The sequence below is a fragment of the uncultured Acinetobacter sp. genome (assembly GCF_947626835.1).
Taxonomy (GTDB): Bacteria; Pseudomonadota; Gammaproteobacteria; order Pseudomonadales; family Moraxellaceae; genus Acinetobacter.
Map to the genome: position 1 here is coordinate 41437 of NZ_CANQTS010000012.1, position 23736 is coordinate 65172.

The window sequence follows — 23736 nt, forward strand, 5'->3', positions numbered from 1 at the left end:
ATGGCATTTATGATTCCGCATGTTTCACGTTTACTCGAACTTTGGCGCATCGCCGCGCACTATAGACTCGACACGTTGTTTCCTGCCGAAGAACTTCCTGCCAAAGCCCGCCCGATTTTAAAACTGATTCGTCTGCATCCTGCGGCATGGTCCAGCAAAGAAAAAGACAACCCTTTAAAGCTCAAACAAGCTTTAGAAGATATGGGACCATTGGCCATTAAATTAGGTCAATTGCTCTCAACCCGCCGTGATTTGATTCCACCCGAAGTGCTTGAACAATTGGTGTTATTGCAAGATCGAGTCAAACCCTTTGGTTCCGATGTAGCCAAAATGCGTATTCAAAGTGCTTTAAAAGCCGATATTGCTACTTTGTTTGCCCGCTTTGATGAACAACCGCTTGCCGCAGCATCGATTGCTCAAGTGCATACCGCAGCTTTGCATGATGGGCGTGAAGTGGTGGTTAAAGTCACGCGTCCTGATATTAAACGTCAGCTATTACAAGACTTTGAAATCTTGCAATGGTTGGGTCTCACCTTAGAAAAGCGTCTTGAAGCGGCTCGCGCTTTGCATTTATCGGAAATTATTCAAAGCTATCGTCAAACCATTTTAAATGAGTTAGACCTGACTTTAGAAGCAGACAATACCCGTCGTATGCGCCATTACTTTACCGGCTCTAGCATGATGTATGTGCCTGAAGTGTATATGGATAGCGTAGATGTGATGGTGGCCGAGCGCATCACCGGTGTGCCGATTTCTGAAACCCATGTTTTTGATGAAATGGGCATGGATCGTGCTGATTTGGCTGAAAAAGGCCTCACGATTTTCTTCACCCAAGTGTTTCGTGATAACTTTTTCCATGCCGATATGCATCCGGGTAATGTGTTTGTAGAAACCATTAACCCAAGCAATCCACGTTATATCGCCCTCGATTGCGCCATTATGGGTGAGCTGTCTAAAAGTGACCAAATGACCGTAGCGCGTATGCTGCTTGCCGTCATGAACAGTAACTTCTTACAACTCATTCAAATTGTGCATCAAGCCGGTTGGATTCCTCCGGGCACTAATCAAGACGAATTAGCACGGGAAATGCGTCGCACCGTTGGCCCAATGGTTTCTAAACCTATGGATCAATTGGATTTTGCAGGCATTTTGCTACAAGTAATGGATATTGCACGTCGTTTCCATTTAGAAATTCCACCGCAATTGATGTTATTGCTCAAAACTTTAGTGCATGTTGAAGGCTTAGGCACGGACCTGTATCCACAGCTTGATATTTGGAAACTGGCCAAACCCATTCTCACCGATTGGGTCAAAGCCCAAATGAATCCACAAAAAAATCTTAAAGAGTTGGGTGAGAAAATTCCTGATTTACTCTTAGGTGCACAAGACTTACCTACCCTCCTGATTGATAGCTTAAATGGCTTAAAAAATCAGTCAGCTTGGCAGGAAAAGCAATTGCGTGAATTACAACATTTACGGCTACAAATGGAACAACAACAAAAACGCTCATGGTTTTTTGGCAGCATCATCGCTGTATTGCTTGCAATCTCAGTCATTACGCCTTGGTATATCTCGAGCGTACTGATTGGCTTAAGTAGCATTTTAGCCCTTTGGCGTATCGCCAAATAAAGTAACCAAAAGACCATCAACATGATGGTCTTTTTATTCCGGTAGTACTCGACCCTTTAAAATAACTACAAAATCGACATATAAAAACTCGTAATTATTTAAATTTTGCCTATAATTCATCCTTAATGTGACACAAGTAATCTTTTACTGTCTTTCTTTATAAGTAAACTCATTAAAAAATTATTATTTTTATTTAGGATCGGTCTACGTATGTTTAGCAAAACTTTGAAAATCTCTATGCTGAGCGCTGCAATCACAACTTTGGCTGCATGTGGTGGCGGTGGGGGGGGTAGTGATAGCGCTGCACCGGCGTATAAAGGCAACACAGTGAATGGTGTAGCAGTAGATTTTTACTTAAAAGATGCACTTATTCGCTTTAGTAACCCCAATTGTGCACCTATAAGAACCAATGCCCAAGGTCAGTTTAGCTTTACAACTACAGCAACTTGCCAATCTTCAGAAATGCTGATTAGCGGTGGTATAGATCTAGGTACAGGCTTGCCATTTACAGGTCGCTTACAATTAAAAAACACGAACTTTAATCAAGCCACTCAACTTGCAGTGACGCCATTAACCACCTTAGAAAAACATTTAGTTGATGCAGGTCAGCAAGCCCTATTGCCTACCATTTTGCAAAATTTAGGCATTAATGATGTAGATCAAGACCTAAGTACCTTTAACCCTGTTACCGATGCCAATGCTCAAACTGCTGCCGCAGTATTTGCTCTGCAACAATTGGTCAACAAAATTGAAGATAACTTAGAAAGCTTACAAATCAATGGCACCTCAGCTTTTAGTGCTGATCAAGCAGCCCAAATTGCTTTTTTAGCGGTCATTGACATTGTAAAAGAGCAACCTTTATTTAAAGATGGTGCAGTAAATTTTGATGAAAACACATTAGATGCTGTACTCATTGAAGCATTTAGCATGGCTGAAAATCAACTCCAAGCTCAAGATCCAGATGCAACAATCCCAGCGAGTTTAATCAGTGACATCGCGGCTGATTCTGTTAAATTATCAACCTTATTAGATACTTTGGTTCAACAAGGCGGTGATGGACAGCAATTACTTTTAGAACTGCAAAAACCAGAAAATCAGGCTGTTCTTGAAGAAACTTTGCAGCCACCACCAGCTGAGATCATTACCCAACCTATTTATGGCGATTTCTCTGTGGCCGATTACAGTGTAATGGATTTAAAAAATTCAAGCCAAGTACAACCGATTGAACTTGATCTTAAAGATATTGATACAGTAGTTGAATTTAATTTTGGTATTCAAAATACGCAAAAAGCACTACAAGATAACTTCAAACTTGGTTTTAGCATTCAAGCACAAACCAATAATCGCACAGAAACACTAGATGTCATCTTAGATGAAGTGCAGGTCACTTTTGATAAGACCGGTCGTATCGCAACAGCAAGCATCAATAAAGATACACTGCTTACGGTAGCATCTAGTCTGAATTTCCCAATACCGGGTACCAGTGCAAGCACTTCATATGCTTCATTTGAGCTACCACGTGCTTTTAGCGTGAGCAATAACCGAACTATTTCTTTAAGCCAACTGCTAAATAGCGATCAGCGTTTAAAGTCTGCATATGATACTTACAAAGCTAGTTTGGTATCAGGCAACAGCTTACGTGCTAAAATCTTCGTGGCACCAACTAACTATCAAATTGATGGCAATTTAGGTTTAGATGTGTCTAGCATGAGCATTCGAAACATCAACTTCTCAGCGCCAAGTGTAGCAGCGTACTTTAAACTGAAATAATTAAGACTTAAGGTCAGCACATGTGCTGACCTTTTTTATCATGCTTAAATATATGTATAACTCTATGAAAATAAAATATCTAATTCTTAGCTTAATAGGCCTAAGTGGCTACAGTATTGCAGCACCAAACGACTTGTTTTTACAAGCAGATGATTTTAAAGCTAAAGACGGAGCGCTTAAAGTCACAATTGCCATTGATGCTGTCAATGATACTATTGATGTGTTTGACATGCGCCAAAGTGAAGGCGTGAGTGGTGATCGTGGCGACTATATTGGTGGCAATATTGCAGCTGAGTATCAACTCAATCAGAAATGGAGCATTGAAGGTCGCTACCACTATCGCGATATCGATTTAGCTCCAGATACCAACACTATTCACACAGCGTTACTAGGCATACGTTATCAGCCGGAATTTTCATTCTTAGACAAAAATGATGCACTGGCATTTCGTGCCAGTGTTTGGGGAAATAAAAGCGATGAGCTGACCAAATCTACTCCAACACGGGTAAATCAAAATACCTTTGATCGCGTCAGCGTTGAACAGCCGCAAGATCTCCAATTGCAATTTGATGCCATGTTTTCACGTAAAATTGACCACATGAATCAAATTAATGCGTTTGCAAGTTTAGGTTATAGCAAAGTGGAGATGGAGCGTCTTAACCTCACCACCCGTTATCGCGATTGCCTGACCAATATTCAGATTAACAGTAACAACCAATATGTGGGTCAATTACTAGAACGTTGTAATATTGATGGCCTAATGGTCAATGATCTTGAAATTGTAGGTGATGCCAAAGACTATGGTTTAGAGGTAGACAAAGACCTTAACTATGACAGCTATTTTGCCAGTTTAGGTGGTTCATGGAATTGGCGTTATCAGAAATTTGAAAGCCAAGTGGCCTATCAATACCAACGTTTATGGCGCAAAGATATAGATGATCGCGTAGCGCAATTTGGCAATGGTGCAATTAAAGACAATCATAACTTAGGTTTAAAACTTAGTTATGATCTAACACCGCGTATGAGCGCATTTGTACAAGGTGAAATTTACCAACATAACTTTGTCGGTCATATTCCATTTTTATACAATGGCGTGACAGCCTCACGTTTAGATCGCCGTTATGGTTTAGCTTCATTGGGGCTTAAACTACATAGTTTCTAAGTAGCGCATCAAGAAAGGGCGTTTAAATTACATTTTAGGCGCCTTTTTTTGTGACTCAATTCACGTTAAATTTAAAATAAATAACATTTATTAAACAAATCTTTATAAAAATAAAACACCCTAAAATGCAAAAAAATTATGACAAGCAAAAAAAAATGGATTTAAAGTTTGCTTTTTTTTGTATCTTTTTTTGATATAACTACAAAAACATACTGACAATCTAAGGACATAATAATGTTAAATACACGTTTTTATAACTCGATACTAGCAGTTTCTATTGCAGCTGCATTAGCTGCATGTGGCGGTGGGGGTGGAAGTAGTAGCGATGGTGTTAAACCTGTGACTGAAAAAAATGGGCGTGCGGTAGATGGTCCTTTAGCAGGTTCATTGGTGGTTTTTGAAGACTGTCAAAATCAAACGACCCAGACCGATGCACAAGGTTACTTTAAATTTCCGCTGGGCTGTAGTTCTAGTAGCATTCGTATTTCAGGTGGTCTAGACACAGCCACTAATTTGGCTTTTAGTTCTACTTTAAAAGCACCAAAATCAAGTTCTAATCATGTTATTGTGTCACCAATTACTACATTGATTCAAACTCAAGTTGAAGCAGGTAAAACAGTGACCGAAGCAAATGCAGAAATTGCGCGAGCTTTAGGTTTACAAGGTACAAATCTGCTCACAGCTGACCCAATGGACAGTCAAGAGTTGTATACCAAAACAGTGGTGGTACAACAGTTGGTTGAACAAATTAAATCGAGTATTGCACCACTTGGCGCATCTTTATCAGAAGAGGCTTTTACTGCTGCAATTTTTGCAGCTTTAAGTCAGGCGCTTACAGCAGATACCTCTATTAGTTCTTTACAAGACCCAGCCATCATTCAAGCTACCATTAGCCAAACTTTAACTGCAATTGAAGACAACTTGGCACCTGAATACCAAGGTAAACTGGATGAAGTCAGTGCAAACTTAGCTGCACTTGCTACCCCTGCCATTATTGCTAATGTACAAAGTGTACAAGAGACTTTAGAAAGTCTACCAAGCGACACCTTTAGCGCAGGCGTAGATGCGATTCAAGAATCAACCGCAGCCGATCTGCAAACAGCCAAAGAGTCTATTGTAACTCATAAATTAGTCAGCACTTTAAGCGCGGCGCTGACACTCCCTGCTGAGCAAGCCAGTAGCACTCTTGCAAATGTAGGCAATGCAGCTGCTTCATCAAGCCAAGAAAATCTAACCGATGCCTTAATACAATTGGCTGAAATTGATAGTTCTATTAATGTAGAAGCCTTAGAAGAAAGTTTAACGGCAGAGTTTTATGCCGACTATATTAAGTTGGCTAGCTTTAGTATTTTAAATACAAACTACACTTATCAAGAGTTTAATGATTCTTTACAAAGCCCAATTGATTTATCTGAGCTCAATGGTTTACTGCTTGGTGTTGAAAGCTACGGCAAATTAACCAATCAAACCTTAGATTTTTCTGCTGGTCTGAATCTCAATACGCTCAGCAACAAACAAGTCACTATTAGTATTGATCGTTTAAATTTAACCTTTAATGCTGCTGGTGAGCTACAAGCTGCACGCTTACCGAGTGGTGCCAAACTCAATTTAAGCTCAACATTAAAATCGGTACCTAATGCTGATATCACCTTAGGTACACCAATTGATGTGTTAAAAAATGGAAAAGTGGCGTTAAATGGTGATGTATTGGCTCAAATTGCGCCACAGTTTGCCAATTTAACCAAGTTGCCATTAAAAGGTGAAACAGTACTATTAACAGCTGTATTACAACCTCAGAACAATGCCTATGTCGCCAATGATAATGCACAGCAAAAACCTGTGTTAAGCAACAAGTATCAAATTAACGCGCAAAGCTTTGGTTCTGGTATTAGCGCCAAGTTTAAGATTGCGCCTTAACATACAGCTAGCTTAAACAAACAGACCAACAGGCTTATGCTAAGCTTGTTGGTCTTTTTATTTTTATATTCGCTTCTTGATAATGCACCATATTTTAAAAAAATCTGCATACCCATTAACCTTAAAAGCTGGTCCCATTGCCAAAGCGCATATTCTACAACAGGGCTTATGTGCTCAAGACGTTGATACTCTTCCCGGTGCAGCAGGTGGTCCTAAAGGCATTGGTATTTTGGGTTTAGAGCAAGCTATTTTTAATGAATTTTTACCACAAGCACCCAAGCGGCGTACTTTAATTGGCTCCTCCATTGGGGCTTGGCGTTTTGCTAGTATTACGGCTTGGGGCGCCACACAAGGTTTAAGCCGTTTAGCTGATCTATATACCCACTTATATTTTGATCAACATATGAAGATGCAAGACATTGCAGCAATTTGTCCAAATATGTTGTTTGAATTGGTGCAAGGTCGTGAACAACAGATGATTGAACATCCCGATTATCACCTCACCATTATCTCTGCCAAAGCACGGCATCTGTTTAAAAGTGACCGTGCTGTGCCTTTACTGGCATCTATTGCAGGTATTATTGGATGCAATGCTCTATCACGTAAATATAATCGCTTTTTTATGCAACGCGTGATTAGTCAACCCAATCAAGGTCAACTATTTCAAGTCAGTGATGATTTTGTCACCCATTATCATGCTCTTGAGCAAGACAATATCTTGCCTTGGCTGATGGCTTCTGCCTCGATTCCGGGGGTCATGCATGCGGTGAAAAACATTCCCAATGCTCAAGGTAGTTATCGTGATGGGGGTTTAATTGACTACCATATTGATTTACCGTTTAACAGCCAAGGTATTGTGTTGTATCCACATTTTACTGACTCTATTACACCAGGATGGTTTGATAAAAGCATAAAACGCCGCGCAAATCCAAACCATCAAGCACGAACTTTGTTAATTTCACCCTCAGCTGAGTATTTAAAACATCTACCTTTAGGTCGTTTGCCCGATCGTAAAGACTTTGCCTTAAAAGGTTTAGATCAGGCAACCCGAATTAAATATTGGCAACAAAGCGTAAGCGAAAGTCAGCGTTTAGGCGATGCCTTTTTAGAATTGTTACACAAGCAAAATTTTGCTGAGCATCTACAAGATTTATAGAGCTTGTTGTGCTGCTTTGCGTTGTAAAAATGCTTTTTCGCGTGCCATTGCATCTGAGTGGTCAAAATTTTTTAAGGTTTCGCTGTGGCTGGCTTGAATAGTTTGCCATTCTTTTTGGCTTAAACGTCGATCTTGGTCAGCCTCTTTAATTAATTGCAAGGTCTGTTGATCTTGATTGATAACCGCCATTTTATAAATACGCGCAAGCTCACGCTGTACCTGTAGATTTTTGCCTAAATCTTGCTGCTGCCATATCCAATAAGCTCCCCCACTGAGCAATACCACCAGCACACATCCAAACCCTATATATTTCAAACTTCCCCCCTTTACGACATACAATGTCGTGATCTATGATTTTTTTAAACGATGCCATGCCAAAAGCCAAGCGTTTTAGGCTAATATGAGACTCGCAAAATTCTGCACTTTTCTTTTTTAAACCTTTAGGTGAATCCAATGAACAATCTGCAATGGCTCGATGAAGTAAAATTTAACGAACACGGTCTTGTACCTGCTATTGCACAGCATCATCAAAGCGGGCGTGTGATGATGGTGGCTTGGATGAACCGTGAAGCTTTAGCGTTAACAGCTGAGAAAAACCAAGCGGTGTATTTTTCACGTTCGCGTCAAAAATTATGGCATAAAGGTGAAGAGTCAGGTCATTTTCAAACCGTACACGAAATCCGTTTAGACTGTGATGCCGATGTAATCGTGTTACAAATTGAGCAACACGGCGGGATTGCCTGCCATACCGGTCGTGAATCTTGTTTTTATCGTAAACTCACCGCAAATGGTTGGGAAATTGTCGACGCGCAACTTAAAGATCCAAACACGATCTACGGTGAAAAATCAAGCAACCCACATACGCTTGCCATGAATGCATCAACGGCTCAAGCAGAACAAGTTGAAGTATTGTCATATTTAGGTCAAATGATGGCAGAGCGTAAAGCGGCTGATCCTGATTCATCTTATGTAGCGAAGCTTTATCATAAAGGTTTAAACAAAATCTTAGAAAAGGTTGGTGAAGAAAGTGTTGAAGCGATTATTGCGGCTAAAGACTTTAAAACAGATGCCACAGAAGATAATAAAAACGATTTAATTTATGAAGTAGCAGATCTTTGGTTCCATACCATTGTCATGCTTGGTTACTTTGATCTTGATGTGCAATTGGTGCTGAATGAATTGGCACGTCGTCAAGGTTTATCAGGTTTGGTTGAAAAAGCCAACCGAGACCACTAAATTTTGTCTGTGTCTGCACATCAGCCCACCCCCGAACAAGCGGTTGCCATTGAACAAGCCTGCCAAGGCAACTCTTTAAAAGTTGTGGCTTATGCCGGCACAGGTAAAACCACCACCTTACAAATGATGAGTGCTGCCATGCCCAAACGGCGTGGTATGTACTTGGCATTTAACAAAGCCATTGCCACCGAAGCGCAAAGCAAATTTGGCAGTAACGTGGATTGTCGTACCTTTCACTCACTTGCTTATCGCAATGTGGCACGCGGCATTACCAACAAACTGCGATTACCACGGTTAAGTCCAAGCTTTTTAGCCAAAGAGTACCACTTAACCCCCATTACCTTACGCCGCCTCATGGGTGGACGTTATGAAAAATACGTCCTTATGCCCTCGCGCTTGGCAAGCTTAGTGGCGGATGCCGTTGGCTTTTTTTGCTCAACGAGTTCGCAATATCCTGCACCCAGACATTTACAAGCCCCAAGCTGGTTACACCCCGATGATATCGAAAGCTTACAACAGCATTTGTATCCTGCGCTTGAACGACGTTGGTTAGAGTCGATTGATCCTCATCATCAAGCTGGTATTGGGCATGACATTTATTTAAAACTGTGGGCACTGTCTGAACCAAATATTCCTGCCGACTATATTTTGTTTGATGAAGCCCAAGATGCCGACCCTTTAATGCTTGGGATTTTGCTACGTCAACAACGCTCACAAGTGATTTATGTTGGCGATGCACATCAGCAAATTTATGCATGGCGTGGTGCTATCAATGCCATGCAAAAACTGCCTTTGCCTGAATCACGTTTGACCACATCGTTTCGTTTTGGTCCCGACATTGCAGCCAATGCCAATGCTATTTTAAGTGCTTTACATGAAACCGTACCTCTATTGGGTTACCAAGCGCTTGATTCAAAATTAATTCGTACACAACATCATGGTACACGTGATGCGATTTTATGCCGCACCAACGCCCGCGCTATGGAATTGTTACTGGCAGGTTTAGTCAAAGGCGATAAAGTCAGTCTACAAGCTGACCATGTTAAATTGGCGCGCTTTGTCGATGCAGCGAGTTTACTCAAACAAGGCCGCCGCCCCAATGATGTGCCTGAACTGGCTTGGTTTAATTCATGGCATGACGTGCATGAATATTGTGAAACCAATGAAGGCAGTGACATAAAACCTTTGGTCAAATTGGTGGATGATCACGGCACCGATGCACTTAAACGCGCTTTAGTCAAAATCACCCCGATTGCCCAAGCCGACTATATTATTTCCACGGCGCATAAAGCCAAAGGCTTAGAATGGAATCGGGTACACATTGAAGATGACTACCAATTTAAGCTCAATCAAAATGATTATAAAATAACTGATGAAGAGTTACGTTTACTGTATGTTGCGTGTACTCGTGCTAAAGTCAGTCTAAATATTCACCATATTTATGACTTGATGCAATTACTCAACAAGAAAATGCCAGCATCAATGCGTAGATAAATACATCATTTAGGTGCTCAATGAAGCTCTCTACGTTTATATTAAAAAATACCGCTCCATTTGTTCGACTCAAACTCAATATTCCAAGCCACAAGCATATGACTGTCATTGCCGGCGAACAAGGTTCAGGCAAAAGCAGCTTATTAAAACATCTGTATCATAGCCTGACATGGTTTCAAGCCCGCTCACGTGATTTACGTAGCTCAGGCGTGGTCATGAGCGAACAAGACATGTTAGAACAAAAGCAAACCGCGGAGCTAACAGTGAGCGTGCAGATCAGTGATGCATTACAACAATTTATACATACACAAAATACAGAACCTCGCCCTAATCTTTATACATGGCAGCTCAAAAAATCAAATCTGAGTGCAGTGGAAACAGCTGAGTTAGAGCATTTAGCCAAAATGTATAAACGTGCCAATCATCACGACCCTGATTATGGTTTACCTTTGCTGGCTTATTATCCAGCAGAGCGTTTTATTCATGAGGTCAGTTTACTGAGTAAAAATAATCCGCTGGTTTTACAAGCGCAGTATGCCTATGATTTGGTGAGTATCCCTTACACCACGTTTAGTCGTTTTTTTGAATGGCTGCGTGAAATTCATGATGTTGAAAATGCCCAAGCTGCTACCTATTTAGCCCGTTTACAACAGCTTGAGCTGACCGATGTGCAACAGCACTTGACTACTCAACCACCACGTCCTCATTTAACAGCACTTAAAACTGCCCTACACACCGTGTTGCCTGAAATTGAAGATTTGTTTTTAGACTATCAACCTAAAATTCAACTTAAAGTCAAAATCAATGGCGAGGTCTTGCTGTATCAACAACTGGCCAGCAGTTTAAAAATTTGGATTGCTTTAATTGGCGATGTGGTACGCCGTTTATGCGTATTAAATCCCACTCAGTTACAACCGTGTTTAGCAGGGGATGGTATGTTACTGATTGATCAAATTGAACAGCAACTGGATGAGTCACATATCAGTACATTGTTACCACGTCTACAACAGGCTTTTCCAAAGCTACAGATCATTGTAACCACATCTAATCCTGAATTACTCAATCTGCAACCTGAATATCACTGCTTAAAATTGCATGCAGGCAAATTACAGCCCTTAATTACGCAAATTATGATTTTTAATGAAACTTACCGTAATTTGTACACCCCATGTCTTGAACTCACAGAAACTACAACACCTGTTGAGATGCTCACCCTGCCTGAACAGCCTTATGATGAGTTACTGACCCAGATTCAGCAACAATTCAATCTAGAACAACAACAGCAATTGATTTTGGATTTACAGAATTTACACGCCCAGCAGTTGCATAGTAAAACTCTTGAATAAGCCCTGTCATGCAAGGCTGTGCTTGATCAAGCAATACCAGAGTATGCTGCTTTGAGCCTAGTTGACATAGGTTAAACTCAGCAGGTTTTATGTTTTTTTGGTGTCTGCGCAAAAGTGTTTGAAGTTGTGTTGTTCGTGTAATAAGATCAAATAAAATCAACACTTTTATAGTAAAATCCGATTTTAATGTCGTTTTTTTCATCAAGTTGCGCAACACAACTTGTTAGTGACACCTGTAAACACCTTTGGTTTTCAAGCTTGAGCCTTTTTTGGATCACTCTTTGTGGTCCTGTAAGTTTGAAAAAATAAGATTCACCCTTAGGTTTTTAACCTATCACGACAATGGATATCAGTGTGCTACCGATTATTATCTTATTACCGCTAGTACTAGGCACCACCCTTGTCTCGTGGCTGAAGCAATTTTCGCGCGGGGTAACAGCTTTAGCGGCTATTGGCATCAGTTTAAGCAGTTTGGTTTTACTGCTTTTACATGCCCCTGATGTACTCAATGGTCAGGTCATTCAACAAACATGGCGTTGGCTACCTGAATTAGGCCTAAATCTAAGCTTTAGGCTTGACGCTTTGGGGTTGCTCTTTGCGCTGCTCATTAGCGGCATTGGGACATTAATTTTTATTTATGCCTATTACTATTTAGGCCCCAAAAATTCGCTCAGTAAGCTCTACATGCTTTTAATGCTGTTTATGGCAGCCATGCTTGGGATTGCGCTGTCTAATAACTTGATTTTACTGCTGACCTTTTGGGAGCTAACCAGTATTTCATCATTTTTATTGGTGGGTTATTGGAGCAATTACGATGCTGCACAACGCGGCTCGCGTATGGCACTCACCATTACCGGTATGGGCGGTCTGGGTCTGCTGGGTGGTTTTATTTTACTGGGACAAATCACCGGCACCTATGAGATTGATCAGATTTTAACAATGACGGATCAGATCCAAAGTCATGCGTTATTTGTGCCTATGTTGTTATTGGTACTCTTGGGTGCTTTTACCAAAAGTGCGCAATTTCCTTTTCACTTTTGGCTGCCCAATGCCATGGCGGCACCAACACCAGTGTCGGCCTATTTGCATTCTGCCACCATGGTGAAAGCCGGTATTTTTTTAGTGGCGCGTTTATTGCCAATTTTTGCCGGCGCTGCGTTATTTCATAATATTGTGACCTTTGTGGGTTTGTTGACCTTATGTATGGCTGCATTTTTTGCCATTTTTAAGGAAGATTTAAAAGGCTTGTTGGCTTATTCCACCATCAGTCATTTAGGTTTAATTATGTGTTTATTGGGCATTGGTTCACCACTTGCGGTAGCCGCTGCCATGTTCCACATTATTAACCATGCCACGTTTAAAGCGGCGCTGTTTATGATTGCTGGCATTATTGACCATGAATCTGGCACCCGTGATTTACGTAAGTTATCCGGTCTATGGCAACTGTTGCCATTTACCGCCACACTGACCATGATTACTGCCGCGTCTATGGCGGGTGTGCCACTGACCAATGGCTTCTTATCTAAAGAGATGTTCTTTACCGAACTTTTGGCTAACTTAACTGGACCACTGATGATTGCTTCGGCAGTGGTGGCAACTTTAGCCGGTATTTTTGCCGTGGCCTATTCAACACGTTTGGTACATGGGGTATTTTTTGATGGCCCTCTTGGTAAAAACGTACCCAATAAAGACGCGCATGAACCACCTTTTGGTATGCGTGCACCGGCCACGTTACTTGCTATTTTATGTATTTTAGTCGGAATTTTACCGAGTTTATTGCTTGAACATATCGTCAATGCCACGACCCGTGCCAGTACGCAAAACTTCGCTTTTGAAGGCACTCATCTTGCTATTTGGCATGGTATTAATACACCGCTATTGATGAGTGTGATTGCCCTAGTGGGTGGTTTACTGTTTTATTTTGCTTTGGCAAAAGGTGGACGTTTGCGTGACATCGACCTTGATCCACGCTTAGGTAAACTGCAAGGCAAATTACTCTTTGAAGATGCGCTTAAACATTTATTGCAATGGGCACGTAAGCTCAAAGTCCATACTGAAACCGGTTCACTACAAAGCTATTTGTTTTACATCATTGTGTTCACCTTGGTGTTGGTGGCCATGCCATTGTTATTCCAAGACTTAACCACAGGCACGCGCATCTTAACCCCGGCACCTATCTTAGCCATTGTGTTATGGCTGTTATTGTTCTCAGCCTGTTGGATGATGTTGTGGTTCCACCATGAACGTATCAAAGCTGTCTTGATTAGTGGTGCAGTGGGCTTAGTGGTCACCATGATGTTTGTGGCGTTGTCGGCACCCGATTTGGCTTTAACCCAAATTACGGTAGATGTGGTCACCACGGTGTTGTTGCTGATGAGCTTATCTTTATTACCGCAACTTACGCCTTATGAATCGAGTCGTTCACGCCGTTGGCGGGATGCTTTAATTGCCATTGGTGGCGGTTTGTCGATTGGTTGGATTGCTTGGCTGATTATGACCCGTGATCACAACTCGATTTCGTGGTTCTTTATGCAACAATCGATTCCACTGGGTGGCGGCACCAACGTGGTGAACGTGATTTTAGTAGATTTCCGTGGCTTTGATACCTTTGGTGAAATCACCGTGCTTGGCATCGCGGCAATTGGTGCGTTATGTATGATGGATGGTATGCGTGCGCATGGCACCACCATTACCCAAGGCCTAACTTATCGCTTTAACCCATCGCCTTTAATGCTACGTATGACTGCGTCTTGGATTTTACCATTGGCCTTAGTAGTCAGCGTGTATATCTTCTTACGTGGTCATAACTTACCAGGGGGTGGTTTTATTGCAGGTTTGGTCACGGCTATGGCCCTGGTCATTCAATATATTGCTTTAGGTCAAGATCGTGCCGAACAAATGCTCAATGCCCAATCTGGACGTTTATATGAAGTATGGATTGGTGCAGGTTTAGTGATTGCGGGACTGTCAGGTATTGGGTCATGGTTCTGGGGTCGTCCATTCTTAACAAGTGCACACATTTATGTATCGCCTCCGGTGTTAGGCGAGATGCATTTGGCCTCAGCAGCCCTGTTTGATTTAGGGGTGTATATCACGGTGGTAGGTGCAACGATGTTACTGATCTCGGTGCTGGGTGATTCACGTCATTCAAGCATGTCGGGTCCTGTACCTAAGGGGAAATAAGATGATCAGCTTAGAATTTTTATTGGCCTCTGCCATTGGTTTATTGATCGCCACAGGAATTTATTTGGTGCTACGTGCGCGTACTTTTCCGGTAGTGTTGGGCTTGGCCATGATTGGTTATGCGGTCAATATTTTCTTATTTACCATGGGGCGTGTACAAATTAACTCACCGGCCGTCCTCACCAATACGACACAAGCCACCGATCCACTCCCACAGGCCTTGGTACTCACTGCCATTGTAATTGGTTTTGCAACCACCGCTTTTATTGTGCAATTGGCACTACGCAGCCGCTTTGAATCAGGGACAGATCACGTTGACTCTAAAGAAGATCTACCTGCCATTGACCCACGCGAGGATGAGCCCTAATGACTGATCTTCTACATTTTTGGCAGCAACACGCACCTATTTTTAGTATTTTAATTCCAGCGCTCACTGCCTTTATTTTGCTATTACTAGGCAATCCCGGTTCAGGTGCATTGGCGTATGATTGGCGTCAACCGTGGCGTCGTGGTATTAGCTATGTTTCGGCAACCTTAGGTTTGGCCACAGCCCTTTGCTATTTAAGTTATGCCAGTAGCGGGCAAATTATTATTTATAACTTAAGTGAGTGGGCTGCGCCTTTTGGCATTATTTTAGTGCTCGATCAGCTCTCTGCATTAATGTTGGTGCTGACCTATACCCTTGCTGTTCCAATTTTATGGTATGCCAGCCGACAATGGGATGAACGCGGTCGCTATTTCCATGCCATGCTGCACTTTCTGATTATGGGTCTGTGCGGAGCATTTTTAACGGGCGATTTATTTAACCTGTTTGTGTTCTTTGAAATCTTGCTGATGGCATCTTATGTGTTGCTATTACATGGTCAGGGCAAGGTGCGTTTTCAGCTAGGCATTCATTATGTCACCATTAACTTATTGGCATCTGCGCTATTTTTAATTGGTTTGGGCATGATTTATGGCAGCGTTGGCAGTTTAAATATGACCGACGTGGCACGTTTAATGCCAATGCTTGAACCTACTGAGCAGCGCTTGGCGGTGGCTGGTGGTCTCATGCTATTTGTGGTGTTTGGGATTAAAGCTGCCATGTTACCCGTGGGTTTTTGGCTACCAAAAACCTACGCTGTGGCAGCCACCCCTGTTGCTGCATTCTTTACCATTATGACCAAAGTCGGGATTTATGCCATCTTACGGATTAATGGGACAGTCTTTGATGACCCGTTAAGCCATAGCATTTTGGCACCGTGGTTACTCACCATTGGTCTGATCACCTCGCTATATGGTGCCATTGCAGCACTGGGTGCTGAGCGTTTACGCCGTTTTGTTGGCTTTATGATTTTGTCCTCTGTGGGCACAATTTTAGTGGCCATTGCCATGCTAAACCCGCAAGCATGGGCTGGTGCATTATATTACATGTTACACAGTACCCTAATTGCAGCGGCACTGTATTTAATGGGCGGTTGGATCACCTCACAACGGGGTGAGTTTAAAGACCACCTCAAAGTTGCCCCACAGATCAAACAACAAAAAGTTGCTTCAATCACCTTTTTTATTATTGCTTTGATGATGGCAGGTTTGCCGCCTTTTAGTGGCTTTTTAGGTAAAGTGTTTATTTTACAAGCCACAGCAGGACATGCTTATCAAGCTTGGATTATTGCGACTTTACTGTTGGTCAGCTTACTGAGCATTATTGGCTTTACCCGCGTTGGTTTTATTCTGTTTTGGCGTGCCACAAAACCTGAAGACGATGTCACCAGCGAAGCCTATCTGGCCTATCAAGTGCTGCCTGCCAAAGCACCACCACGCAATGACACGGCCATTTATATACTGCTAGCCATATTGATGGGCTATGTACTATTTGCCAGTCCCATTCAGCGTTATATGAACAGCACAGCCTTGCAAATTCAAAATAATGAATTGTATGAGGCCACGATTTTAAAACGTGACGCCGACAATCAGGTCATTAGCGTGCAACCCTATGATCCAGAAAATCTGCCACAAACCAAATATGCTGGTGAAAGCATTGATCCAAATGCACACCTCATTCCGTATGTGATTTCTGAAGAGACCTTACAAGGTGAGCATATTTCTGAGTTTAAGCAGCGCCAAATCCTCAAACAGCAACAACAATTGAGTGATCCTACCGGCGACAAACTACAACCCGTACAGGAGGGCTACTAATGCAATACAGCTTTTTTCAACGCTGGTTTCCGCATCCTTTCGTTTCGGTGTTGGTTGGCATCAGTTGGATCATGTTAGCGCAGAGTTTGGAAGTGGGTAGTTTGGTGATGGCATTGATTCTTGCCATTGCCATCCCGCGTTTAATTCGTCCTTTTGTAGAGCGTACACCTGACATTCACTGGCTGCCGTCTTTTAAGCTATTTTTAGTGGTGCTGTGGGATATCGTGATTTCCAATTTGCGCGTGGCTAAATTGGTGTTAGGTCCCACCGACAAATTGCAACCTAAATGGTTTCGTGTGCCACTGGAAACTAAACATGAGCAAGTTAATACCTTATTAGCGATGATCATTACCACCACACCCGGTACAGTCACAGCGGGTATTGACCAAGATCGTGGTGATATTTTGGTACATGCTTTAAGTACAGAGGATGTAGATGAAGAAATTCATCTCATCAAAGCACGCTATGAAAAACCACTCATGGAAATTTTTGACGTACAGACAGGAGATGTTGCATGAACACCATTTTGCCTTATGCATTGGGCATTAGCTTACTTGCCATTACCCTGTCGATGCTGATGTGCTTGTATCGCCTGGTAATTGGGCCATCAATTGTAGATCGCTTATTGGCGCTGGATACCTTGTTTTTAAATGCTACAGGCTTAGTCATTGTACTGGGAATTTATTGGACCAGCACTTCACTGTTTGAAGGTGCCTTGTTGGTAGCGATGCTAGGCTTCGTCTCTACAGCCGCCTTAGCACGTTACTTTACTACCGGTCACGTGATCGACTAGGAGCGACTGTATGTCTTTAGTTTTAGAAATATTGGTGTCAATCTTTTTGGTCATGGGTGGTTTATTTATGTTGATCGGCGGCATCGGTATGGTGCGTCTGCCTGATTTATTTATGCGCCTCCATGCTCCGACCAAATCAAGTACTTTAGGACTAGGTGGCTTTTTAATGGCCGCTATTATTTTTTCGGCAGCACATGGGCGTTTTGGCTTTGCCGAAATCTTAATTACTTTGTTTGCCTTTATTACTGCGCCGGTATCGGCCAATTTAATGGCACAAGCCGCCCTGCATTTACGTTTACGCTCCATGAGTGGGGATGTACCTGAAAGTTTAGAGCGACCATTACCCTGGCAAAAACATCGTCGTAGTTTTAAACGCTATCAAAAGCAGGTCAAACACGACAATAATGATATTGCCTAAACAAAAAAGCCACCCGAAGGTGGCTTTTTTTATGACAACTTATTCGTCGTCTTTCTTGTCATCGGCTGTAGGTAAATCCTTCACAGCTTCTGCAATCAGACCAAACATATAGTTACCATACGCATTGGTTTTGTCGTAGTGGAAACGTAAACGTGGCGTAATACGTGTCTTAATACGACGGCTGAGTTCATGGCGCAAGAAACCAGATGCTTTGTTCAATACATCTAACGTTTCTTTATTTGCCGTTTCACTTTGCTCATCGCCAAGCTCACGACCCATCACGGTCACATACACTTCAGCATAACCTAAGTCTGGGCTAACTTTGACCGCAGAGATGGTCACCAGACCACCTAAACGCGGATCTTTTAGCTCCTGACGGATCAGTTCAGACAACTCGCGCTGTACTGTGTCCGCCATACGCTTCAGACGTTGACTACCGGCCATTAAAGACTCCGTTTAATCAATTGTACGTCGTATACTTCGATCTTATCCAATGCCTTGATGTCTTTGTAGCCTTTAACTGCAAGACCACATTCCATACCAGCACGAACTTCTTCAACCACTTCTTTATAACGACGAAGCGATTCAAGTTCACCTTGGAACACCACCACGTCATCACGTAATACGCGAATTGGTTTGTTACGATGTAATACGCCTTCAAGAACCATACAGCCTGCAGCTGCACCAAATTTGCTTGAGTGGAATACTTCACGTACTTGCGCCACACCAAGAATCGTTTCACGGTGTTCAGGAGCAAGCTTACCGCTCATCGCAGCTTTCACATCATCAATCAATTGATAGATGATTGAGTAGTAACGAATGTCAATGCTGTCTGCATCTGCTTTTTGACGCGCAGTTGCATCGGCACGTACGTTAAAGCCAAGTAATACCGCTTCAGAAGATTCAGCAAGTGTGACATCAGATTCAGTGATTGCACCAACACCTGAACCAATAATACGTACTTTCACTTCGTCTGTTGCAAGATCAGCAAGTGCAACGTGTAGCGCTTCTAAGGTACCACGTACGTCAGTTTTCAATACAACGTTCACGATAGGCACATCTTTTTTGCCCATAGACGCCATAATGTTTTCAAGACGCATTGCAGATTGACGCTCAAGACGTTTTTGACGTTCACGATCCATACGTGCATCAGCAACTTCACGCGCTTTTTTCTCATCGCTTACAACAAGAACTTCGTCACCTGCCATTGGCGCTTCAGGTAAACCTAAGATTTCAACAGGAATCGAAGGACCTGCAGATTGAATACGTTTACCGTTTTCATCTGTCATAGCGCGAACGCGACCGTAAGATGCACCTGCAAGAACAAGGTCACCTACTTTTAATGTACCGTTTTGAACCAGAATAGACGTTACCGCACCACGGCTGTTGTCTACACGCGCTTCAATGACCACACCTTGAGCTGCACCTTCTTCAGACGCTTTCAACTCAAGCAATTCAGCTTGAAGTGAAATCAAATCAAGAAGTTCATCAATACCTTGACCAGAATGCGCAGAAACCATAGCTACTGGTACGTCACCGCCCCATTGCTCAGGCACGATTTCTTTCACAGTCAATTCGTTTAACACGCGATCTGGATCAGCAGATTCTTTATCCATTTTGTTGATTGCAACAATGATCGGCGTACCCGCAGCACGCGCATGATCAATTGCTTCTGCAGTTTGTGGCATTACACCATCATCTGCTGCAACAACTAAAACAACGATATCAGTCGCTTTGGCACCGCGTGAACGCATTGCAGTAAATGCTGCGTGTCCCGGAGTATCAAGGAATGTGATCATACCTTTATCAGTGGTTACATGGTAAGCACCGATATGTTGGGTAATACCACCTGCCTCGCCTTGTGCCACTTTCGCACGACGAATACGGTCAAGAAGCGATGTTTTACCATGGTCAACGTGACCCATGATGGTTACAACAGGCGCACGCGTTGATTGAACACCACGCGCTTCTTCAGCAGCTTCTAATAAGTTATCTTCAGCTTGTGTATCTGATACAAGAACTGGGTTATGACCCATTTCTTCTACGATTAACGCTGCGATTTCTTGATCAATGGCTTGGTTTTGAGTCACAAGCTCACCCATTTTCATGAGTGCTTTGATCACTTCGCGCACCTTGATTGCCATCTTAACTGCAAGATCAGCAACAATGATGGTTGAACCAATTTCAACATCGTAAACTTGTTTTTTAACAGGTTTTTCAAAACCATGTTTGTTTGAAGAGCTGGTTTTTAAACCGCGTTTAGGCTGTTTGCTAAAGCTTTGCTCTTCTTGACCACGACGACCACCTTTTTTCGGTGCACGTGCAGTTGGCGTATTGGTACCACGTTTGATTTCGCGGTCTTCTTTGTTAAATGAATCTTCATATGCTTGACCTACAAGGCCTGCAGCAAGTGGAGAATCATCTACAACACGAATCGTTGGCGCATTGTCTTCAGCTGAATACTTAGACGCCATTTGACGCATTTGCTCAAGCGTACGTTGTTGCGCTTCTTCTGCTGCGCGACGACGTGCTGCTTCTTCCACTGCTTTTAATTTTGCAGCTTCTGCTTCACGCGCACGTTTTTGCTCAGGAGTTTCAATCGCTTTAATTTGCGACTTAACCACTGGCTTGTTGGTCGATTTGCGTTTTACCACAACCGCAGCTTTAGACACTTCTTGCTTTTCACTGCTTTGTTTTGCAGCGGCACGCATGGCTTCTAAAGCTTTGTTTGCGTTATTGACGCCAGATACTGGAGCATCAGATTGAGCTTTAGCTTTATCAGCTTCAGCTTTAGCCAATGCTTCTGCTTTGATCTGCTCTGGATCTGGTTTGACAAAAGTATGTTTTTTGCGAACTTCTACGTTAATAGTTTTCGCCTTACCTGAGGTACTTGCTACCTTAGCGGTGCTGGTTGTTTTACGTTTCAACGTGATTTGTCCTGCTTGACCCACGTCTTGACCATGAATTTTCTTCAAATGGTTCACGAGGGTATCTTGTTGTTCTGTGGAAATAATATCTTCAGGCTGACGTTGCGGTAAGCCTGCATCACGAACTTGCTCTAAAAGTGTTTCAACCGAGCGATTAACGCTCACTGCCAAATCTTTAATCGACTTGTCCGCCATATTACCTCCTAGTTAAACCATGATTCGCGCGCTTTCATAATGAGTTGACCCGCTTTCTCAGCACCTAAAGCTTCGATATCTGCGATATCATCCGTAGCTTGGTCTGCCAAATCATCGACAGTTACCACGCCACGAGCAGCAAGCGCGTAGGCAATCTCTTGTGTCATTCCTTCCATTGCTAGAAGTTCAGCACTTGGATCTTGGATATTTTCCTGTTGTTTCAATGCATCAGCTAAAGCAATTTCTTTAGCACGACCTTGTAACATTTCTACTGTTTCAGCATCTAATTCGATTTCATCGAATGTTTCAGCCGGAACATATGCAATTTCTTCTAACGAAGTGAAGCCCATTTCCACTAAAGCCATTGCTAAGTCTTCAGCAATATCAAGACGCGACACAAACATGTCTAAATATTGTTGTGCTTCATTTTGTTGACGTGCTTGGTATTCTGATTCAAGCATCATGTCGAGCTTAAAGCCAGTTAATTCTGACGCTAAACGGACGTTTTGACCTTGTGAACCAATAGCACGTGCAAGTTGATCACTGGTTGCAAAGATGATATCTGCAGTGCGTGCATCTTCATCAATCACAATGCTTGATACATCAGCAGGCTCTAAAGCACTGGCGATATATTGCGCTGGATCATCTGACCATACCACAACGTCAATACGCTCACCATTTAATTCAGATTGTACCGCTTGGATACGTGTACCACGCATACCAATACAAGCACCCACTGGATCAATACGATGATCGTTGGTTTTCACTGCAATTTTAGCACGAACACCCGGTTGACGTGCAGCTGCTTTAATTTCAATAATTTCTTCAGAAATTTCTGGAATTTCCTTTTTCATTAAAGCAATCAGCATGTCAGGTTTAGCGCGTGACAATTGTAATTGTGCACCACGACCTTCACGGTTAACGTTAAACAAAATTGCATTGACACGTTGTTTAGGACGCAAAATTTCTTTTGCAATCATTTCTTCACGTGCTAAATACGCTTCTGCATTTTCGCCAAGATCAATGATAAAGCCATCTTTAGTTTGCTTTTTCACTTCACCGTAAATCAGCTCACCCACTTTAGACTCATAAGCATCAGCAATTAAAGCGCGTTCTGCTTCACGAATCTTTTGTACAATCACTTGCTTTGCAATTTGCGCCGCAATACGACCAAAATCAATCGATTCAACTTCAAGTTCACGAATGTCACCAATTGACCACTGTGCTGGATCAACATCAGAAATGGCATCTTGACACGCCGGCATTTCATGATCTTCATCAGCCACAACTTCCCATTGACGGAAAGTACGGTAGTCACCTGTTTTACGATCGATTTCTACACGTAATTGTGCTTCTTCCGAGTGTGTGCCTTCGTAAAATTTCTTTTTCGTTGCTGCAACTAACGCTTGCTCAAGCGCTTCAAAGATTGCTTCACGAGGTACACCTTTTTCGTTACTAACCGTTTCTACTACGGTAAGAATTTCACGTGCCATAAGTCACCTATTCTCAGATTCTTTTTCAATTAGTCTTGGTAAACTAAATTTGCCTTATCAATGTTGTGACTGTCGATTTCCAACACTTGTTGTTTTTCAACTTCCACTTGAATCATTTCGCTTTCAAGATCAACTGAAACAAGTTTCGCCTGAAATTTACGACGGTTGTCTACAGCACTAATCAAGCGTAATGCGACTTGCTGACCTACGTACGCAGGCATCTGTTGTAATTGGAAAAATGGACGATCCCAACCCGGAGATGATACTTCAAGTGAGTATTCGCCAGAAATTGGGTCATGTACATCGAGCATTGCGCCAACTTGTTGTGTTACGCGAACACAATCTTGTACGCCAATACCACGACCTTGTTCTTCTTCACCATCTTCATTTAAGACCGGTGTGGTTTGATCAACTTCTTTATCAATATAAATACGTAATAAAGAACGTTTTCCTTGCGGCAAAAATTCAATGCCCCATAGGTCAACACCACAAGCTTGCACAGCAGGAGCGATTAGGTCTTGGAGTGCTTGAGTTTTATTTGATAGCTTCATTTACTCTCGTCAATTTTGTGCGATTCAATGGTCAGAACGACCATAAGATTGGACAGGACTATAATAGTAGTGAAACATGACTATTTGACCAATTGATGTCGGCACTACACGATAGCCAATAAAAAAGGGCGTTAATCGCCCTCATTATTACACAGAAAAACAAATGTCCACTGTGCAAAAAGGCCCACCTTGTTGTGAGCCTTTAGAAAACTTGGTAGCGGGAGCTGGATTTGAACCAACGACCTTCGGGTTATGAGCCCGACGAGCTACCAGACTGCTCCATCCCGC

At 42.5% G+C, this 23736-nt stretch carries 19 protein-coding genes; 14 read left to right on the forward strand and 5 right to left on the reverse strand.

The genetic code is table 11. The annotated features are described in order from the left end of the window. The first annotated feature begins 9 nt into the window (after nt 1–9). From Q0Z55_RS06860 to Q0Z55_RS06880, 5 genes are all read left to right on the forward strand, one after another. On the forward strand, nt 10–1629 hold the full coding sequence (locus Q0Z55_RS06860) for an AarF/UbiB family protein (protein ID WP_297426125.1): 1620 nt from the start codon (nt 10–12) through the stop codon (nt 1627–1629). 210 nt (nt 1630–1839) lie between these two features. Next, a complete protein-coding gene (locus tag Q0Z55_RS06865) occupies nt 1840–3399 on the forward strand; it encodes a hypothetical protein (RefSeq protein WP_297426128.1) in 1560 nt (519 codons plus the stop codon). A 64-nt stretch (nt 3400–3463) separates the two neighbouring features. Continuing rightward, on the forward strand, nt 3464–4561 hold the full coding sequence (locus Q0Z55_RS06870; RefSeq protein WP_297426130.1) for a hypothetical protein: 1098 nt from the start codon (nt 3464–3466) through the stop codon (nt 4559–4561). Between the two features lie 234 nt (nt 4562–4795). Beyond that, nucleotides 4796–6478, forward strand: coding sequence for a hypothetical protein (locus tag Q0Z55_RS06875; RefSeq protein ID WP_297426133.1), 1683 nt, complete (start codon nt 4796–4798; stop codon nt 6476–6478). Between the two features lie 82 nt (nt 6479–6560). Then, nucleotides 6561–7634: a patatin-like phospholipase family protein gene (locus tag Q0Z55_RS06880; protein ID WP_297426136.1), complete on the forward strand. Its 1074-nt coding sequence runs from the start codon at nt 6561–6563 to the stop codon at nt 7632–7634. Here Q0Z55_RS06880 and Q0Z55_RS06885 read toward each other — a convergent pair. Beyond that, nucleotides 7629–7949 carry a hypothetical protein gene (locus tag Q0Z55_RS06885; protein WP_297426139.1) on the reverse strand — a complete coding sequence of 107 codons (321 nt, stop codon included), beginning with the start codon at nt 7947–7949 and terminating at the stop codon, nt 7629–7631. The two genes, Q0Z55_RS06880 and Q0Z55_RS06885, sit on opposite strands and share 6 nt — an antisense overlap. Nucleotides 7950–8087: 138 nt before the next feature. Here Q0Z55_RS06885 and hisIE point away from each other — a divergent pair, with 138 nt between their 5' ends. The 9 genes from hisIE (at nt 8088) to Q0Z55_RS06930 (ending at nt 18282) form a co-directional block, all read left to right on the forward strand. Continuing rightward, nucleotides 8088–8870 (forward strand): bifunctional phosphoribosyl-AMP cyclohydrolase/phosphoribosyl-ATP diphosphatase HisIE, encoded by a 783-nt coding sequence (gene hisIE / locus Q0Z55_RS06890; protein ID WP_297426142.1) that lies wholly within the window; start codon nt 8088–8090, stop codon nt 8868–8870. Nucleotides 8871–8879: 9 nt separating this feature from the next. Further along, a complete protein-coding gene (locus Q0Z55_RS06895) occupies nt 8880–10364 on the forward strand; it encodes a UvrD-helicase domain-containing protein (RefSeq protein ID WP_297426145.1) in 1485 nt (494 codons plus the stop codon). Nucleotides 10365–10384: 20 nt separating this feature from the next. Then, complete coding sequence (locus Q0Z55_RS06900) at nt 10385–11710, forward strand: AAA family ATPase (protein WP_297426148.1); 1326 nt, start codon at nt 10385–10387, stop codon at nt 11708–11710. Between the two features lie 342 nt (nt 11711–12052). Further along, nucleotides 12053–14893, forward strand: a complete 2841-nt coding sequence (locus Q0Z55_RS06905; protein WP_297426151.1) for a monovalent cation/H+ antiporter subunit A — start codon at nt 12053–12055, stop codon at nt 14891–14893. A gap of 1 nt (nt 14894) precedes the next feature. After that, entirely contained in the window at nt 14895–15260 is a 366-nt protein-coding gene (locus Q0Z55_RS06910; RefSeq protein WP_297426153.1) for a Na+/H+ antiporter subunit C, read from the forward strand. Next, nucleotides 15260–17071: a monovalent cation/H+ antiporter subunit D gene (locus Q0Z55_RS06915; RefSeq protein WP_297426156.1), complete on the forward strand. Its 1812-nt coding sequence runs from the start codon at nt 15260–15262 to the stop codon at nt 17069–17071. Before Q0Z55_RS06910 ends, Q0Z55_RS06915 begins: the two co-directional genes overlap by 1 nt. Continuing rightward, nucleotides 17071–17589 carry a Na+/H+ antiporter subunit E gene (locus Q0Z55_RS06920; protein WP_297426159.1) on the forward strand — a complete coding sequence of 173 codons (519 nt, stop codon included), beginning with the start codon at nt 17071–17073 and terminating at the stop codon, nt 17587–17589. The genes Q0Z55_RS06915 and Q0Z55_RS06920 overlap by 1 nt, the downstream gene beginning before the upstream one ends. Next, nucleotides 17586–17864 (forward strand): monovalent cation/H+ antiporter subunit F, encoded by a 279-nt coding sequence (locus Q0Z55_RS06925; protein WP_297426162.1) that lies wholly within the window; start codon nt 17586–17588, stop codon nt 17862–17864. The genes Q0Z55_RS06920 and Q0Z55_RS06925 overlap by 4 nt, the downstream gene beginning before the upstream one ends. A gap of 10 nt (nt 17865–17874) precedes the next feature. Then, nucleotides 17875–18282: a Na+/H+ antiporter subunit G gene (locus tag Q0Z55_RS06930; RefSeq protein WP_297426165.1), complete on the forward strand. Its 408-nt coding sequence runs from the start codon at nt 17875–17877 to the stop codon at nt 18280–18282. 39 nt (nt 18283–18321) lie between these two features. Here Q0Z55_RS06930 and Q0Z55_RS06935 read toward each other — a convergent pair whose 3' ends face one another. The 4 genes from Q0Z55_RS06935 to rimP are packed head-to-tail and all read right to left on the reverse strand — an operon-like array spanning nt 18322 to nt 23448. Next, nucleotides 18322–18726, reverse strand: a complete 405-nt coding sequence (locus tag Q0Z55_RS06935) for a ribosome-binding factor A (RefSeq protein WP_297426168.1) — start codon at nt 18724–18726, stop codon at nt 18322–18324. Beyond that, nucleotides 18726–21404, reverse strand: a complete 2679-nt coding sequence (infB, locus tag Q0Z55_RS06940; RefSeq protein WP_297426171.1) for a translation initiation factor IF-2 — start codon at nt 21402–21404, stop codon at nt 18726–18728. Before infB ends, Q0Z55_RS06935 begins: the two co-directional genes overlap by 1 nt. Nucleotides 21405–21412: 8 nt before the next feature. Then, complete coding sequence (gene nusA, locus Q0Z55_RS06945) at nt 21413–22897, reverse strand: transcription termination factor NusA (protein WP_297426174.1); 1485 nt, start codon at nt 22895–22897, stop codon at nt 21413–21415. Nucleotides 22898–22926: 29 nt separating this feature from the next. Next, a complete protein-coding gene (rimP, locus tag Q0Z55_RS06950) occupies nt 22927–23448 on the reverse strand; it encodes a ribosome maturation factor RimP (protein WP_297426177.1) in 522 nt (173 codons plus the stop codon). Nucleotides 23449–23736 lie beyond the last annotated feature (288 nt).

Bases quoted from the DNA above. Each gene is read 5' to 3' on its own strand.
- Q0Z55_RS06920 (WP_297426159.1), top strand. From the start codon at position 17,071: ATGCAATACAGCTTTTTTCAACGCTGGTTTCCGCATCCTTTCGTTTCG.
- Q0Z55_RS06900 (WP_297426148.1), top strand. From the start codon at position 10,385: ATGAAGCTCTCTACGTTTATATTAAAAAATACCGCTCCATTTGTTCGA.
- Q0Z55_RS06870 (WP_297426130.1), top strand. From the start codon at position 3,464: ATGAAAATAAAATATCTAATTCTTAGCTTAATAGGCCTAAGTGGCTAC.
- nusA (WP_297426174.1), bottom strand. From the start codon at position 22,897: ATGGCACGTGAAATTCTTACCGTAGTAGAAACGGTTAGTAACGAAAAA.
- Q0Z55_RS06905 (WP_297426151.1), top strand. From the start codon at position 12,053: ATGGATATCAGTGTGCTACCGATTATTATCTTATTACCGCTAGTACTA.
- Q0Z55_RS06875 (WP_297426133.1), top strand. From the start codon at position 4,796: ATGTTAAATACACGTTTTTATAACTCGATACTAGCAGTTTCTATTGCA.
- infB (WP_297426171.1), bottom strand. From the start codon at position 21,404: ATGGCGGACAAGTCGATTAAAGATTTGGCAGTGAGCGTTAATCGCTCG.
- Q0Z55_RS06910 (WP_297426153.1), top strand. From the start codon at position 14,895: ATGATCAGCTTAGAATTTTTATTGGCCTCTGCCATTGGTTTATTGATC.
- Q0Z55_RS06865 (WP_297426128.1), top strand. From the start codon at position 1,840: ATGTTTAGCAAAACTTTGAAAATCTCTATGCTGAGCGCTGCAATCACA.
- Q0Z55_RS06925 (WP_297426162.1), top strand. From the start codon at position 17,586: ATGAACACCATTTTGCCTTATGCATTGGGCATTAGCTTACTTGCCATT.
- Q0Z55_RS06860 (WP_297426125.1), top strand. From the start codon at position 10: ATGATTCCGCATGTTTCACGTTTACTCGAACTTTGGCGCATCGCCGCG.
- Q0Z55_RS06915 (WP_297426156.1), top strand. From the start codon at position 15,260: ATGACTGATCTTCTACATTTTTGGCAGCAACACGCACCTATTTTTAGT.
- Q0Z55_RS06935 (WP_297426168.1), bottom strand. From the start codon at position 18,726: ATGGCCGGTAGTCAACGTCTGAAGCGTATGGCGGACACAGTACAGCGC.
- rimP (WP_297426177.1), bottom strand. From the start codon at position 23,448: ATGAAGCTATCAAATAAAACTCAAGCACTCCAAGACCTAATCGCTCCT.
- Q0Z55_RS06880 (WP_297426136.1), top strand. From the start codon at position 6,561: ATGCACCATATTTTAAAAAAATCTGCATACCCATTAACCTTAAAAGCT.
- Q0Z55_RS06930 (WP_297426165.1), top strand. From the start codon at position 17,875: ATGTCTTTAGTTTTAGAAATATTGGTGTCAATCTTTTTGGTCATGGGT.
- hisIE (WP_297426142.1), top strand. From the start codon at position 8,088: ATGAACAATCTGCAATGGCTCGATGAAGTAAAATTTAACGAACACGGT.